This window comes from Xanthomonas indica, assembly GCF_040529045.1.
GTDB classification, from domain to species: domain Bacteria; phylum Pseudomonadota; class Gammaproteobacteria; order Xanthomonadales; family Xanthomonadaceae; genus Xanthomonas_A; species Xanthomonas_A indica.
On sequence record NZ_CP131914.1, the window covers coordinates 3,225,320 to 3,237,702 of the forward strand.

Sequence of the window (12,383 nt, forward strand, 5' to 3'; positions counted from 1 at the left end):
CTTGTACAGATCGACAGGCGCCGCCGATTACAGCGGGTGCGTCGGATCCAGCAAGCCGTACTGCGTGGCCAGGCGCGCCAGGGCGATGTTGTCCTGGATGCCGACCTTCTCGAACAACCGTGCCTTGTGCGTGTTGACGGTCTTGGCGCTGAGGCTCAGGCGCTTGGCGATGTCTTCCTGGCGCAGGCCGCGGGTCAGCAGCAGGGCCACTTCCAATTCGCGCGGCGACAGCGCATCGAACGGCGAACCGCCGCCCTCCAGATTGGCCAGCGCCAGGTTCTGCGCGATGTTGGCGCCGAGATAGCGCTTGCCCATCGCCACGTCGCGCACAGCGCGCAGCAATTCCTGCGCATCGCCGGCCTTGCCGACGTAACCGGACGCGCCGGCTTCCAGCAGCCGCTTGGGCAGCGGGCCGTCTTCCAGCACCGAGACGATGATGACCTTGGTGCCGTGGTCGCCCTTGACGATGCGCTCGGTGACTTCCAGCCCGCTGACGCCGGGCATGTGCAGGTCGCACAGAACGATGTCCGGCTTCAGCTGGCGGATCTGCGGGAGGGCCGTTTCGCCGCTGTCGGCCTCGCCGACGATCTCGATATCCGTTTGATTCGACAGGATCAGCTTCATGCCCGTGCGGACAAGAGCGTGATCGTCGACCAGAAAAACCCTGATGGCCATCTCGTATAACCCCAACGCAGCGGATACCGCACGATCAGACTATCTGCGTGAATTATTCAGGGCAATACGAATTCGTAGACAAACGACGACGCTTCACGATGTGCTCATCCGCACCTCGCGAAACGTCATGCTGTCGTCATCAAAACCCTGCCGAGCTTACTCAAGGCTCGGCACGCAGGGTCGAGTGACCTGCCAGCGCTGTCCTCGAAAGGCGCGCGACGGTCCCTGCGTCAGGCCGAGGCCAGTATGCTGGCACGGCGGAAAAAGCGTTATCAGGACAATCCTGATCTCACGTCAGAATTATCTGACCCTCCCCCTTCCCGCTTCCGGACACCACCCCGCAGCGGATCCCGGACAGGGCTAGCGAAATTTTCCGACAACCGCGTCGGAAATGGCCGATGCGAGCACCTGCACCCGACGCACCACGACATGGCCGGCCGCCTGCGGCACACTGCCCGGGTGAACATCCTCCGTCCGTATGTCGCACAGGACTACGCCGCCTGCCTGGCGCTGTTCGACAGCAACGTCCCGCAGTTCTTCGATCGCAGCGAACGCGCCGCCTTCGAGCACTTCCTGCAGCACGAAACCAGCGCCTGGCACTATCTGGTCATCGTCCGCGCGGGCGCGATCGTGGCATGCGGCGGCCACGCGCTGAGCGCAGACGGCCACGTCGCCAGCTTCGGCTGGGGCATGGTCGATTGCCGCCTGCACCGCCAGGGCCTAGGCCGCGCACTGACCGAGGCCCGGCTCGATGCCTGCCGGCGCAGCCCCGGTCTGGCGCGGATCGAACTGGACACCAGCCAGCACACCCAGGCGTTCTACGCGCGCTTCGGCTTCACTGTCGAACGCGTCGTGGCGGACGGCTACGGTCCGGGGCTGGAGCGTTGGGACATGGCGCTGGACCTGGACAGCGCGCGCGATCACTGACGCCGTGTCCACCCGCATGCGGCAACCTGCGGCATGCTCGTTGGGGTCTGTTTCCCGTCAACGACATCCGCAGTCGGCGTTGCGCGATCGACACTCTGCGCCGCACGTAGATTCGTTCGTGCACCGCCCATGCGCATGCACGATCGTCCCAGGCGGTACCCAAGCCCTGCTGGGGCCGTTCGGTACTATGGCGGCATTGCGCAAGCGCGCCCTCCCCTCCCCGCGACGCATCGCCATGACCCGTTCCGCTCCTTCCGCACGGCTCTCTCGTGACGATCCAACCGCGCTGTTCTGGCGCGACCCGGCGCTGCCGTTCGTCGAAAGTCGCCGTGCCTGCGACAGTCGCGCCTGCTACCGGCCGCACCTGCATCCGACCTACTCCATCGGCGCGGTGGACAGCGGCAACAGCCTCTTCAGCGGTGCCGACGTCGGCCCGATCGCGCTGCACCCGGGAACGCTGGTGTTTGTCCCGGCCGAGCGCGTGCACGCCTGCAATCCCGCGCCGGATTCGGCGTGGAGCTACCAGATGCTGCATCTGGAAGCGGACTGGCTGCACGCGCTGCGCGAGGAAAACGCCGGTGCCCCCACACGCGCGGCCGAGCCGATCCGGATCGTCGATGCGCCGGCGACCTACACGCGCTTCTGCCAGCTTAACGCGCTGCTGTTTTCCGACGTCGATCCCGGTGCCAAGGAAGCCGCGCTGATCGCGTTCATCGGCGATCACGACACCGCGCAAGGGATGCGGATCGAGCCCTCCTGCGCACCGGCGCATCTCGCCGCGCAGCTGCGCCCGGCGCTGCAACGCCTGCGCAGCGCCCCTGCCGCCGACATCGCCCTGCAGGAATTGGCCGATCTGGCGGCAATGAGCCGCTCTCGCCTGATCCGTGCATTCCGCACCCTCACCGGCATGACGCCGCATGCCTGGCAGCTCAATGCACGCATCACTCTCGCCAGAGCGCGGATCCGCCAGGGCACGCCGTTCGCGGACCTGGCACAGGAACTGGGCTTCGCGGACCAGGCGCATTTCCAGCGCGTGTTCAAGGCGCATGCGGGCGTCTCGCCGGGCCGCTTCCGGCGCTCGCCTGCGTAGCGGCCGCGCAATTTCGTTCAATCCGCGCCCGGCTGCGATCGGCACACTGCGCCGCACCGCGTTCACGTGTGGCCCGATGGAACAGTTCCTGATGATCGCCGCAGCGCATTTCCTGGCGCTGCTCTCGCCTGGCCCCGACTTCTTCCTGGTTGCCCGCACCTCGCTGTCCGCCGGTTGGCGCATCGCCAGCGGCGCCTGCATCGGCATCGCCCTGGCCAACGGCGTGTTCATCGTCGCCGCCTTCGCCGGCACCGCGGCCCTGCGCGCGGACAGCCGCGTGTTCGTGGTCCTGCAACTGGCAGGTTGCGCCTACCTGCTGTATCTGGGCGTGCTGTTCCTGCGCCACGCCGGCCATGGCACGCTTGACGTCTCCGGTCAGCCTGGTCACGCGGCTCCCGCAGCGTCGCTCGCCGCGTGGTGGCGCGCGGCCGGCATGGGCGCGCTGTCCGGCCTCCTCAATCCAAAGAACGCGTTGTTTTACGCCAGCCTGGCGGCGATGCTGACCGGGCCGCATGCCAGCGCCGGCTGGAAGACGTTCTACGGCGCCTGGATGTTCGGCGTGGTGCTGCTATGGGACCTGCTGGTGGCCGTACTGGTCGGCAGCCGGGTCGTGTTGCACCGCTTCGCGCAGGCGTTGCCGTGGCTGGAACGCGGTTCCGGCATCGTCCTGATCCTGCTCGCCGTGGGCGTGCCGGTGGCACTGGCGCTGCGCTGAAGGACGCGCCGCGTGGCATTCGCCGTCAGGCGGCCAGCGCGTAGCGACGGCAGTGCTCCAGATAGCCGGCCTCATGATGACCGGCGAGCGCGACCACACTCTCCCAGAGCCACGACGGGGTGTCGATGGCCTTGCGCCGGTCGGCATCCAGCAGTTGCAGCCACGCCGCGCGCGTGCCGGGCTTCATCTGCCGCGCGTGCGCCTTGCCGACGACGAAGGCGAGATAGCGCGCCGAGCGCACCGCCTCGACGTGATTGAACTGGTCGACCTCCAGCTTCAGGTCGCGCGGCGACAGTTCGCGGATGAACAGCGAGCGGCCCAACAGATGCACCGGCAGCATCCGGCTTCCCAGGTACGGCGACAGCGCCCGCGCCGCGGCGGTCACGCGTTCGGCATTGTCGGCCGGCATCCGCGCATCCGGCGCCGCCGGCGCGATCGGGGCGATCGCCTCCTTCAGATCGACCAGCGCATACGACCAGTGGCCCTTGCCGGTCTTCAACGCGACGAGCGCCGCGTAGCGCAGCAGGCCCAACGAACTGCAGCCCTTCATCCAGTACGCGGCATCGACCAGGCGCACCTCGCGGTCCTTGGGTTTGCCCTTCAGCGACAGCACCATCTGCGCCACCGCCGGATCGGCGAACAGCCGCTCCAGCGCCTCGCGCTCTTCCGGCGCCAACGCCCAGAACTTCTCGCCCAGCGGGATGCGCGGCTCCACCGCCTGCAGACGCTCCTTGGCCAGGTGGCGCCAGCGCCGGCCGAAGGCCTCGCGGCGGATGCTGCGCACGGTCTCCGGTTCGGCACCGGGGTGGTCGCGGGCCGGATCCTCGATGGCGGCGCCGTAGCCGTCGACCATCGCCTCCATCATGCGCGCGGTGGTGACGCCGGGCAGGTCCGAGCCGCGGGCCGCGGTGGCCAACGACAGGCCCAAACGGATGAGATCGTGCGCGGGATTGCCGATCACGCCCTGGTCGAGATCGCGGATCTGGATGTCGACACGTCCCTCGCCGTCGGCAACCGGGCCGAGGTTGCCGAGATGGCAGTCGCCGCAGATCCAGATCGCCGGCCCCATCGGCACGCGGCGCGCCGCCGGCGACGCCGCCAGCCATTCGTAGAACCGGGCGGTGTTGCCGCGCACGTAGGCGTGTGCGGAGCGGGCCATCTTCAGGGTGCGCTTGCGTTCGAGGATGACGGGACGTTCGGCGAGACTGGGCATCGAAGGTCGGACCTGGAGCAAATGGCGTGGAGCTCACGCGCGGCGTCGCAGACGCTAGCAGAGCCGAACGGAATGGCCCGTGCACGGCACGCACGCATTCGCACTGCGCACCGCTGTCGGCGGGCTCGCGCACCTGTGCAATGGACCAGGGGGCGGTCTTCGGGGCAGCGGAGCGAGTCTGCCGTCATCGATCCCTCCCCTTCCCGGACGCCTGCTGCGTGACCATGCGTGCCCCGGCGGCATCCACGGCGTCGACGTGATCTTAATCACGCCCCCGGCTATGCTCCGCGCACTTCACATAACTTAGGGAGAAGTTCATGCGTCTGACCATGCCGGCAACGCTTGCTGTGTGTGTGCTGCTCGCCGCCTGCAGCAAGAGCGGCGACAAGAATGGCGACAGTGTCGCGATGTCCAACGCCTCGGTCGCCGACGTGGCCAAGGTACAGGCGGCCAAGCTGCAGCCCGGCGAATGGGAGATGCGGATCGAGCAGGTGAGCAGCGAGACCACCGGCGGCTCCGGCAACATGCCGCAGATGCCGAAGGTGCCGCCGAGCACCACCAAGGTGTGCCTGACCGCCGAGCAGATCAACAATCCGTCGAGCATTTTCGGCAGCGCCTCGCCGATGCAGAAGAACTGCGTGTACGACACCTTCAACATGAAGGACGGCAAGATCGACGCGAAGATGCATTGCGCGATGGGCGACATCAAGATCGAAGGCACCAGCACCGGCACCTTCAGCGCCACCGAGATGGCGTCGGAATCGCACTCCACGGTCAGCGGGCTGCCCGGCGGCATGTCGATGAAGACGCACATGAAGCTGGACGGCAAGCGCCTGGGCGAGTGCCAGCCGGGCGACGTCAAGGCGGGCGATACCAAGGCGCCGGCTGCCGGCTGAACGCGCCTTTCCTGATGGCGACGCCCAGCGTCGCTTTTGGGAGCATCCCGGTCCTGTTCCAAGCGCCGCGACGAGACCCGTCGCGGCGTTTTTCATGTGCGCGCGTCGGCGCTTGCCGCGGCACGATCCACCCTCCGAACAGTTGTCTGCGCAGCGAGGCACTGGCCTGTTCATGCCTGGTTGCAGGCCGATCGGCTGAATGTACGTCGCCCAGGCCAGTCTCCAGCGACAGCCGCGCCGCTCTTTGCGTCCGTGCCGTGCCTACCCACAACGAACAGGAGACACCCATGCGCAACACCCTTGTGGCCACGATCATCGCGCTGGCGGCAGTACCCGCCCTGGCGAGCGCACGCACGCCGGCGCCCGACTGTCACGCGGTGATGGTTGCCACGGTGACGAACGACATGCAGAACACCTGGAACAAGGGCCAGATCTTGCCGGTGGACATCGCGCGCGACACGCCGTCGGGTGGCGCGTTCTGCACGCATGGCGGCAGCTGCCTGCCGCGCAAGGTGGCCGGCAAGGAAGCGGTTCGCCTCACCGATTGCAAGATCGGGCCGTCGATCGGCGACGGCGACTACCGACTGGTCGCATTGCCGCGTTCGCACAAACACTGAATCTCCGACTTGCGCCAGGAGCGCCGACCATGAAACTTCCATTGCGACTGGCGGCGCTGTGCTGCCTCGCGTTCGCCTGCGTGTCCGCGGCGAACGCGCAACCCACGATCCGTGTCGCGGTCTATCGCGGCGCAGCCGGCTGCGACGATTGCTCCGAAACCGCGAAAGACGCGATCGAGGCACTGAGTCCGCAGTACAAGGTCGACATCATCGGCCCGAAGGAGGCGCAAGACGTCACGCCCGCCACCCTGCGCGGCTATGCGATCTATGTGCAACCGGGCGGCGGGCAGGACATTCCGGCCGCGCTGCAGGCGATGGGCGAGCGCCGGATCGCCGCCATCCGCGACTTCGTCGCGCGGGGCGGCGGCTATCTGGGTCTGTGCATGGGCGCCTATCTTGCCGATGACACCAACATGGGCCTGATCGGCGACGATCTCGATGGCGAGGTCGGCCGACCCGGCTTCCCCGTCACCACCATCGACGAGGAGGCCGTCGCGGTTCGCTGGAAGGGCCACCCCGACAGCGTGTTCTTCCAGGACGGCCCCTACTTCCCGAAGAGCACACAGGGTGGCTTCCGTGCGCTCGCCACCTACGCCAATGGCGATGTGGCCGCGGCGCGCTACAGCTTCGGCCGCGGCACCGTCGTGCTCAGCGGTCCGCATCCCGAAGCGGACCGGAGCTGGTTCGAACAAGCCGAGATCCCGCTGGACAGGATGCCCAGGACGCCGGTCCTGCAGGCGCTGTTCGACGAGTTCGCCACGCAGTCGTCGCAGCCCTGATTCTATCGGCGCCGACCGCCGGCTGACGCGTCGCCCGCCCGATGCCGACGGCTCGGGCGGCGCGGACTACTTCAACGCCCGCCAGCTCCGCCCGGCACGGAAGGCGCGCTCCAGCGTCGCCGCAAGCAGGCAGATCTTCAGCGTCTGCGGCAGGATGCCGTCGCCGGGATCGCTGGGCGTGCCAAGCACCACCGACAACTGATTAGCGATGGCCTGCCACACCACCTGCGGGTGCGGGCCGATCAGGCGGGTCAACCCCATCCAGGCCCAGGCCGAGGCCCAGTCCAGGGCGCGATACAGCACGATGAGCGTCACCAGCGCCGCCAGCCCGGTGGCGCCTGCCAACTGCACGCTGTTGGCCGCGGCGCGATAACGCGAGACGGTACCGGCCCAGAAATGGCCGATGAAGTCGCGCAACCAGGTCGGCAGTTTCCGCCACAGGCCGAGCGTGCCGTCGACCTTGCGCGACCACTTGGCCGGCGCGTTCAATTCGGCGTTGTGCACGTCGTAGCGGTAGATCAGCGCGGCCAAGGCCAGCCAGACCACCGGCAACAACGCCGAGAAGAAGATCACCACCAGCGTGTCCGCCACGCCCGGCGGCGCCTGCTCCACCGCGCCCGGCAGCGCGGCATGCGCGACGCCGATCGGATGGCTGATGCCCTGCCACAGTTGCTGGCCGAGATCGGCGATGCGCAGATGCGCCAGCCAGCGGAACACCCCGCCCTTCCATTCGGTGAGCACGTACATGCCGACGAAGGTCCAGCCGGCCTCGCACAGCACGATCAGCACGTTCCACGCCGGATGCGGGCTGCGCTGCTTCTGTTTTTTCGCCGCGCGCCGGATCAGCCACAGCAACGCAACCGATGCCGCCAGCCACCAGCCGCCCGACACCTCGAACAACGACCCGCGGTAGGTCGGGTCGAACGGGTTGAACTGACCCAACCCTTCGCGCCCGTAGGCGCGGATCGTCTCGCCGAGGAAACCCCAGGCCGCGTAGTAGGCGAAGAACGGCACCAGCGCCTGCGAGACGACCGCCGACAGGCGGCGCCAGCGCGCCCTGCCCTGGTCCTCATGGGAAGACACGTCGGCCTGCTCGGTCAGCGCCGCGCTGGCGATTCCGGGCAAGGCCGGGCGCAGCGTCTCGAACAGCAGGACGAAGACCACCAGCTTGACCAGCACCACCAGCGTCAGCGACAGCAGGCCGGCCAACCGGTTCTGGTAGCCGATCCACACCGCGGCCTGCAGCAGCAGTTCGTTGAGCAACACGCCGGCCAACGCCACCGCGAGCAGTTGCGGCAGATAGCGGGTCCACAGCCGCAGCGTGTCGCCGATCAACCCCAGCGGCCCGCCGCGCAGCGCGATCTCGGTCATGGCGTTGCTCCCGGCGCGAAACGCAGGTAATGCGGGCGACCGCCGCGCGTGCTTACGGTGAGTTGCAGCTGCGCGGCCACCGCGCGCGGGACCAGGTAGTAGCCGTCGATCGCCAACGGCACGCCTGGCTTGGCCGCCGACACGGCCAGCCCGTCGCAGGCGACACCGGGCGGCTCGCCTGGCTTGGCCAGGGCACGCTGCAACAGGTCCGGCACGGTGTCGATCGCGGACCAGGAACGGCCGGTGCCATCGGCCAGCTTGAGCGTGCAATCGCTCCACTGCGCGCCGGATGCGCCCGGTACGAGCGACAGGCGCGTGCGCACGAAGGTGCGATCGGCGGGCAGCCCCGCTTCGAGCGCCAGCACGTCGACCGACGCAAGCCGGACGGCGGCACCGTCATAGTCCACGGTCTGCGCCATCGCCACATCGACCGGCCGCCATTCGCGCGCATGCAGCAGTTCCCGCGCATCGCGCCAGCCGGTGGCGGCCATCGTGCATGGCACCAGCACGAGCAGCGCCGCAAGCGCCAGCCAGCGCATGCGGCGCTCGGAAACGGCCGGGGCCACGTTGCGGTCAGAGGTGTGCATGCAGCGCATCCAGATCGAGCACATCGGTGACCGCCGCGGCGGGCGGGAGCGGCGGATAGCGCACCTGCGCCTCGGCCGTCAGCTGCGGATCGCGGTCTTCCGACAGCACCAGCGTGCCGCCTGCGGTGGCGAGTGCGGATGGCAGTTCGAACACCAGCACGTCTTTGCGCTCCAACCCGGGCTGCAGCGTCTTGATCGACGACAGCACCGCATCGCCCATCTCCGCGCGGCCGCTGGCGCGATAACGACGTCCGTCGGGCGTCGCCCAGACCCGGCCGTACACGCGCGCGGTCGCGCGCGCGACCTTCGAACGCACCGGCACTACCAGCCACACACCGCCGCTGTCGCGCTGCTGCACCGCGCCCGCTGCCTTGAAGCGGATCGTGCGCGCGAGTTGCGGCGTGCCGGCGTTCACCGCCAGATTGTCGGTCTGCACCCAGCTCCCCGGCGCACCGGACACTGCGATCGGGCCGGTGATGCGCTCGTAGCGCGGCATCGTCCAGCGCATGCCGGCGAGCAGCACGAAGCCCAGCAGCAGGATCGCGATGGCGGCCAGCCGCTTCACGGCGCACCTGCCGGCGCGCCGGAACGCGATGCGTCAAGCGGCAACGCCACGACGCCGACCGGATGCGGATCGGTCCACAGCGGCTGCGCGTAGAGATTGTCGAAGGCCTTGAAGGTCCTGGCGGTGATGTCGAAGCGCGCGCGGCCAGGCACCTGTTCTGTTGCCGGATAGGTCCAGACCAAGGCGATCTGTTCCGGTAGGCCCGGCTGCAATTCGGTGGTCACCGCGCGATCGCGCAACAGATACGCGGTCGGCCGCGCATCGGCCCCGCGTGGCGGCGTCTTCCACGCCACTGCCTGCACCAGCGAGCCGCTGGTCTGCGTGGTGCGATTGGTGGCCTGCAGATACAGCACGATCGCCTTGCGACCGTCGCGCGACACCGGCTCGCCGTTCGGCAGCCGATCACTCGCCTCCACACGCTCGAAGCGCAGCGACCACTCGCCGGCGGCAACGTCCTTGTCGGCCTGCAGCGCGGGCGGCACGGGCACGTCCTTGGCTTCAAACAACCCGATGCCCCATCCCACCACGATCGCGGCAACGCCACCGATCCCGGCCAGCATCCGTGTCCGCCACTGTCCTAGAGACGCTTTGCTCGCCAAACCGGGTGACCCTTCTGGAAGCTCGGCCGGACGGTATCACCGGGTTGCGAAAACATGCAACCGGCAACTGAATGAAGAAGACTTGGCAGTCCGGCCGAACCGTAGCTCCTACTGACAGGCCTAATTGCAAATCAGCAGGCGAGAACAGGGGCGCTTATCGCGCAACAACATCCGTCGGCAAAACACGTCAGCCTGACGATCAATGCCGAGGCGCTCAACTACGATACCTGCCGCTTCCGCCGAGCCATCTTCTGACTCCGTCATGACGCGCGCCCGTGCCTTCGCCAAGGGGATACGTGCAATTGGCGTGCGCAACGCCAATTGACCGATCCCTCGCGTCAGATGCCTATGCTGAGCGCTCGAAATCGGAACTCACGTCGTCTCGTCGAAGGGCCGACGGTAGCGTCTTAATCAGCCACTCGGCGGCCAGAAGATTCGGTAGCCAGCATAACCAGGCAATCGCCCGATAGGCCGCGACAAATTCGATGCCCAAGACAAACGTGGAGACAGGCAGGTAAAGACGCAGCGTCACCGCAGACAGGGTCAAGGCGAAAGAGCGCATCATCCAGTGCCGATGCTCAGCCAGCCGGCCTGTCAGGACCTTGCGTAACGCGATGGCCGTTGTCGCCATCCACGCGATCCCAAGCGCACCAAACCCCGCGCCAGCGACAGGCCCGGTGGAGATCCCGGCGGCAAGAAACAGGGCGGAGACGCCTCCGACCATGCAGCACGCGACATAGACGCGTCCAGTCGCCCGATGCCACCCGGGGTGACGCAGACGAAGACGGCGAACGAACTGGAAGGGCCCACAGAGCAGCGCCGTCGCGGCGCTGGTCGCGTGCACGATCAACCATGGATGCACGTGCCGGTTGGCTGCGACCCCAGGCGGCACGGGACCTCGGTCGAACAGATAGCGATAGGACACCAGGGCGACCGCGCCGCTCAACACGGCGAGCACGCCCCATGCGTAGCTCGACCGTCTGGATTTCGCTGTCGTGCTTGCCTGCGACCGATACGCCGAATTCATCATGCTGCTCCCGAGGAGACAAAAGGCGGCCATCGGCCGGACTGCAAGCCGTGGCGTTCCGCCACGTCCTTCAGGTGCAACAATATCGTCGCCACGCAACCGACCCCATGTTCGATCGTCGAAACATCTGTCGCTATCGTCCAGACATGACCGATCCGCTTTCCGACATCCTCACCCTCGTTCAGCTCAACTCGTATGGATTTCGCGGATTGGACGCAGGGAGCGACTGGGGACTGCGTTTCCCGCCAGCCGACGGCATCCGATGCTTTGCCATCGATTCGGGGGAATGCAGGCTCGCGTTGCAGGACGCCGGCTCTCCTGTTGCCTTAAAACCGGGTGATGTGATTCTTGTGAAAGGAGGCGCCGCCATGCAGCTGTATGCAGGCACTCCTTTGACGTGGCAAGACGCCATCGCATTCCTGACACAGGTGCCGCCTGGCCACGTCGCCGAACTCAACGGCGGCGGAGTGTGTCAAGGCATCGGGGGGTTCTTTTCGTTGCACGGCCACCATGCCGCGGCCATCCTGGCAGCCGTACCGCCGGTGGTCCACATTCGTTCCCAAGACCACAAGGCGGCGCTTCAAGCCAGCGTCCGGCGTCTCATCGTCGAACTGCGCGAACCTCGGCCAGGCAGCGATCTGCTCGCTGGACACTTTGCGCAGGCGCTCTTGATCGAGGCCCTACGCGCACATCTGGAGGCAGGCCAGCAGCAGATGGGATGGCTGGCCGCGCTCGGCGTGCCCGCACTCAATCGTGCCCTGACGGCCATGCACGCGAACGTCAGCCATCGCTGGACGGTCGCAGAACTGGCTGCTGCCGCACGGATGTCGCGCTCCAGCTTCGCCGCCCATTTCGAGCGCGTCACCGGCGAGACGCCGATGGATTATCTGACCCGGTGGCGCATGACCCTGGCGTCTCATCGTCTGCTGACGTCCACGCTATCCGTCGGTGCGATCGGCATTTCCGTCGGCTATTCGTCCGAAAGCGCGTTCGCGGTTGCATTCAAGCGTAGCTTTGATGCGTCGCCCAGCCAGTATCGCGCGCAATCGGTGCCGGCCAAGCCTTGACGTTGTGGATGTCTCCAGGACGTAAACGCTACGGAAGTCACGCGGCGCTAGATCACCGCAGGCGGCCCGCCCTCAGGCTCCACATGCCATCACGCCTTCACCGCCAGCGTGGCGGAGAGAGTGGCAGTCAAGAAAATTTTATGTTTAAAGCCAGAACGCCAAAACTGCAAAATAAAACAAATAAATTCAATGACTTATTTCAAATAAATTTAGCTCCAGGATGTAGCCAACAAATCAAGATGTCCTTACAATGAT

14 protein-coding genes are annotated in these 12,383 nt (G+C 67.0%); 7 read left to right on the plus strand and 7 right to left on the minus strand.

Going from position 1 to position 12,383, the window contains the following annotated elements; genetic code table 11:
* Positions 1 to 27: 27 nt before the first annotated feature.
* Complete coding sequence (locus Q7W82_RS13995; RefSeq protein ID WP_160947835.1) at positions 28 to 675, minus strand: response regulator; 648 nt, start codon at positions 673 to 675, stop codon at positions 28 to 30.
* Between the two features lie 459 nt (positions 676 to 1,134).
* On the opposite strand from Q7W82_RS13995, the gene Q7W82_RS14000 reads away from it, so the two are divergent.
* The 3 genes from Q7W82_RS14000 (at position 1,135) to Q7W82_RS14010 (ending at position 3,407) form a co-directional block, all read left to right on the plus strand.
* Positions 1,135 to 1,602 (plus strand): GNAT family N-acetyltransferase, encoded by a 468-nt coding sequence (locus Q7W82_RS14000; RefSeq protein WP_242159064.1) that lies wholly within the window; start codon positions 1,135 to 1,137, stop codon positions 1,600 to 1,602.
* Between the two features lie 4 nt (positions 1,603 to 1,606).
* Positions 1,607 to 2,692 carry an AraC family transcriptional regulator gene (locus Q7W82_RS14005; RefSeq protein WP_242159007.1) on the plus strand — a complete coding sequence of 362 codons (1,086 nt, stop codon included), beginning with the start codon at positions 1,607 to 1,609 and terminating at the stop codon, positions 2,690 to 2,692.
* 76 nt (positions 2,693 to 2,768) lie between these two features.
* Complete coding sequence (locus Q7W82_RS14010) at positions 2,769 to 3,407, plus strand: LysE family translocator (RefSeq protein ID WP_242159008.1); 639 nt, start codon at positions 2,769 to 2,771, stop codon at positions 3,405 to 3,407.
* Positions 3,408 to 3,432: 25 nt separating this feature from the next.
* Here Q7W82_RS14010 and Q7W82_RS14015 read toward each other — a convergent pair whose 3' ends face one another.
* Entirely contained in the window at positions 3,433 to 4,620 is a 1,188-nt protein-coding gene (locus tag Q7W82_RS14015) for a DUF2252 family protein (RefSeq protein WP_242159009.1), read from the minus strand.
* Between the two features lie 317 nt (positions 4,621 to 4,937).
* On the opposite strand from Q7W82_RS14015, the gene Q7W82_RS14020 reads away from it, so the two are divergent.
* The 3 genes from Q7W82_RS14020 to Q7W82_RS14030 all read left to right on the plus strand — a co-directional run bounded on the left by Q7W82_RS14020 (position 4,938) and on the right by Q7W82_RS14030 (position 6,912).
* Entirely contained in the window at positions 4,938 to 5,516 is a 579-nt protein-coding gene (locus tag Q7W82_RS14020) for a DUF3617 domain-containing protein (RefSeq protein ID WP_242159010.1), read from the plus strand.
* Between the two features lie 287 nt (positions 5,517 to 5,803).
* The gene (locus tag Q7W82_RS14025) at positions 5,804 to 6,133 is read left to right on the plus strand and encodes a hypothetical protein (protein WP_242159011.1); all 330 of its coding nucleotides are present in this window, start codon (positions 5,804 to 5,806) and stop codon (positions 6,131 to 6,133) included.
* 29 nt (positions 6,134 to 6,162) lie between these two features.
* Complete coding sequence (locus Q7W82_RS14030; RefSeq protein WP_242159012.1) at positions 6,163 to 6,912, plus strand: BPL-N domain-containing protein; 750 nt, start codon at positions 6,163 to 6,165, stop codon at positions 6,910 to 6,912.
* A 66-nt stretch (positions 6,913 to 6,978) separates the two neighbouring features.
* Here Q7W82_RS14030 and Q7W82_RS14035 read toward each other — a convergent pair whose 3' ends face one another.
* From Q7W82_RS14035 to Q7W82_RS14055, 5 genes are all read right to left on the minus strand, one after another.
* The gene (locus Q7W82_RS14035; RefSeq protein ID WP_242159013.1) at positions 6,979 to 8,283 is read right to left on the minus strand and encodes a hypothetical protein; all 1,305 of its coding nucleotides are present in this window, start codon (positions 8,281 to 8,283) and stop codon (positions 6,979 to 6,981) included.
* Positions 8,280 to 8,870, minus strand: coding sequence for a hypothetical protein (locus tag Q7W82_RS14040; protein WP_242159014.1), 591 nt, complete (start codon positions 8,868 to 8,870; stop codon positions 8,280 to 8,282). The genes Q7W82_RS14035 and Q7W82_RS14040 overlap by 4 nt, the downstream gene beginning before the upstream one ends.
* Positions 8,857 to 9,435, minus strand: coding sequence for a hypothetical protein (locus tag Q7W82_RS14045; protein ID WP_242159015.1), 579 nt, complete (start codon positions 9,433 to 9,435; stop codon positions 8,857 to 8,859). The genes Q7W82_RS14040 and Q7W82_RS14045 overlap by 14 nt, the downstream gene beginning before the upstream one ends.
* Positions 9,432 to 10,034: a hypothetical protein gene (locus tag Q7W82_RS14050; protein ID WP_353949488.1), complete on the minus strand. Its 603-nt coding sequence runs from the start codon at positions 10,032 to 10,034 to the stop codon at positions 9,432 to 9,434. Before Q7W82_RS14050 ends, Q7W82_RS14045 begins: the two co-directional genes overlap by 4 nt.
* Before the next feature lie 346 nt (positions 10,035 to 10,380).
* Positions 10,381 to 11,061 (minus strand): DUF2306 domain-containing protein, encoded by a 681-nt coding sequence (locus Q7W82_RS14055; RefSeq protein WP_242159017.1) that lies wholly within the window; start codon positions 11,059 to 11,061, stop codon positions 10,381 to 10,383.
* A gap of 50 nt (positions 11,062 to 11,111) precedes the next feature.
* Between Q7W82_RS14055 and Q7W82_RS14060 the strand changes: the two genes are divergently transcribed.
* The gene (locus Q7W82_RS14060; RefSeq protein WP_242159018.1) at positions 11,112 to 12,128 is read left to right on the plus strand and encodes an AraC family transcriptional regulator; all 1,017 of its coding nucleotides are present in this window, start codon (positions 11,112 to 11,114) and stop codon (positions 12,126 to 12,128) included.
* Positions 12,129 to 12,383: the final 255 nt, after the last annotated feature.

Excerpts from the sequence above, each read along its gene's own strand:
- Q7W82_RS13995 (WP_160947835.1), bottom strand. The coding sequence starts at position 675 with ATGGCCATCAGGGTTTTTCTGGTCGACGATCACGCTCTTGTCCGCACG.
- Q7W82_RS14010 (WP_242159008.1), top strand. The coding sequence starts at position 2,769 with ATGGAACAGTTCCTGATGATCGCCGCAGCGCATTTCCTGGCGCTGCTC.
- Q7W82_RS14015 (WP_242159009.1), bottom strand. The coding sequence starts at position 4,620 with ATGCCCAGTCTCGCCGAACGTCCCGTCATCCTCGAACGCAAGCGCACC.
- Q7W82_RS14020 (WP_242159010.1), top strand. The coding sequence starts at position 4,938 with ATGCGTCTGACCATGCCGGCAACGCTTGCTGTGTGTGTGCTGCTCGCC.
- Q7W82_RS14025 (WP_242159011.1), top strand. The coding sequence starts at position 5,804 with ATGCGCAACACCCTTGTGGCCACGATCATCGCGCTGGCGGCAGTACCC.
- Q7W82_RS14030 (WP_242159012.1), top strand. The coding sequence starts at position 6,163 with ATGAAACTTCCATTGCGACTGGCGGCGCTGTGCTGCCTCGCGTTCGCC.
- Q7W82_RS14035 (WP_242159013.1), bottom strand. The coding sequence starts at position 8,283 with ATGACCGAGATCGCGCTGCGCGGCGGGCCGCTGGGGTTGATCGGCGAC.
- Q7W82_RS14040 (WP_242159014.1), bottom strand. The coding sequence starts at position 8,870 with ATGCACACCTCTGACCGCAACGTGGCCCCGGCCGTTTCCGAGCGCCGC.
- Q7W82_RS14055 (WP_242159017.1), bottom strand. The coding sequence starts at position 11,061 with ATGAATTCGGCGTATCGGTCGCAGGCAAGCACGACAGCGAAATCCAGA.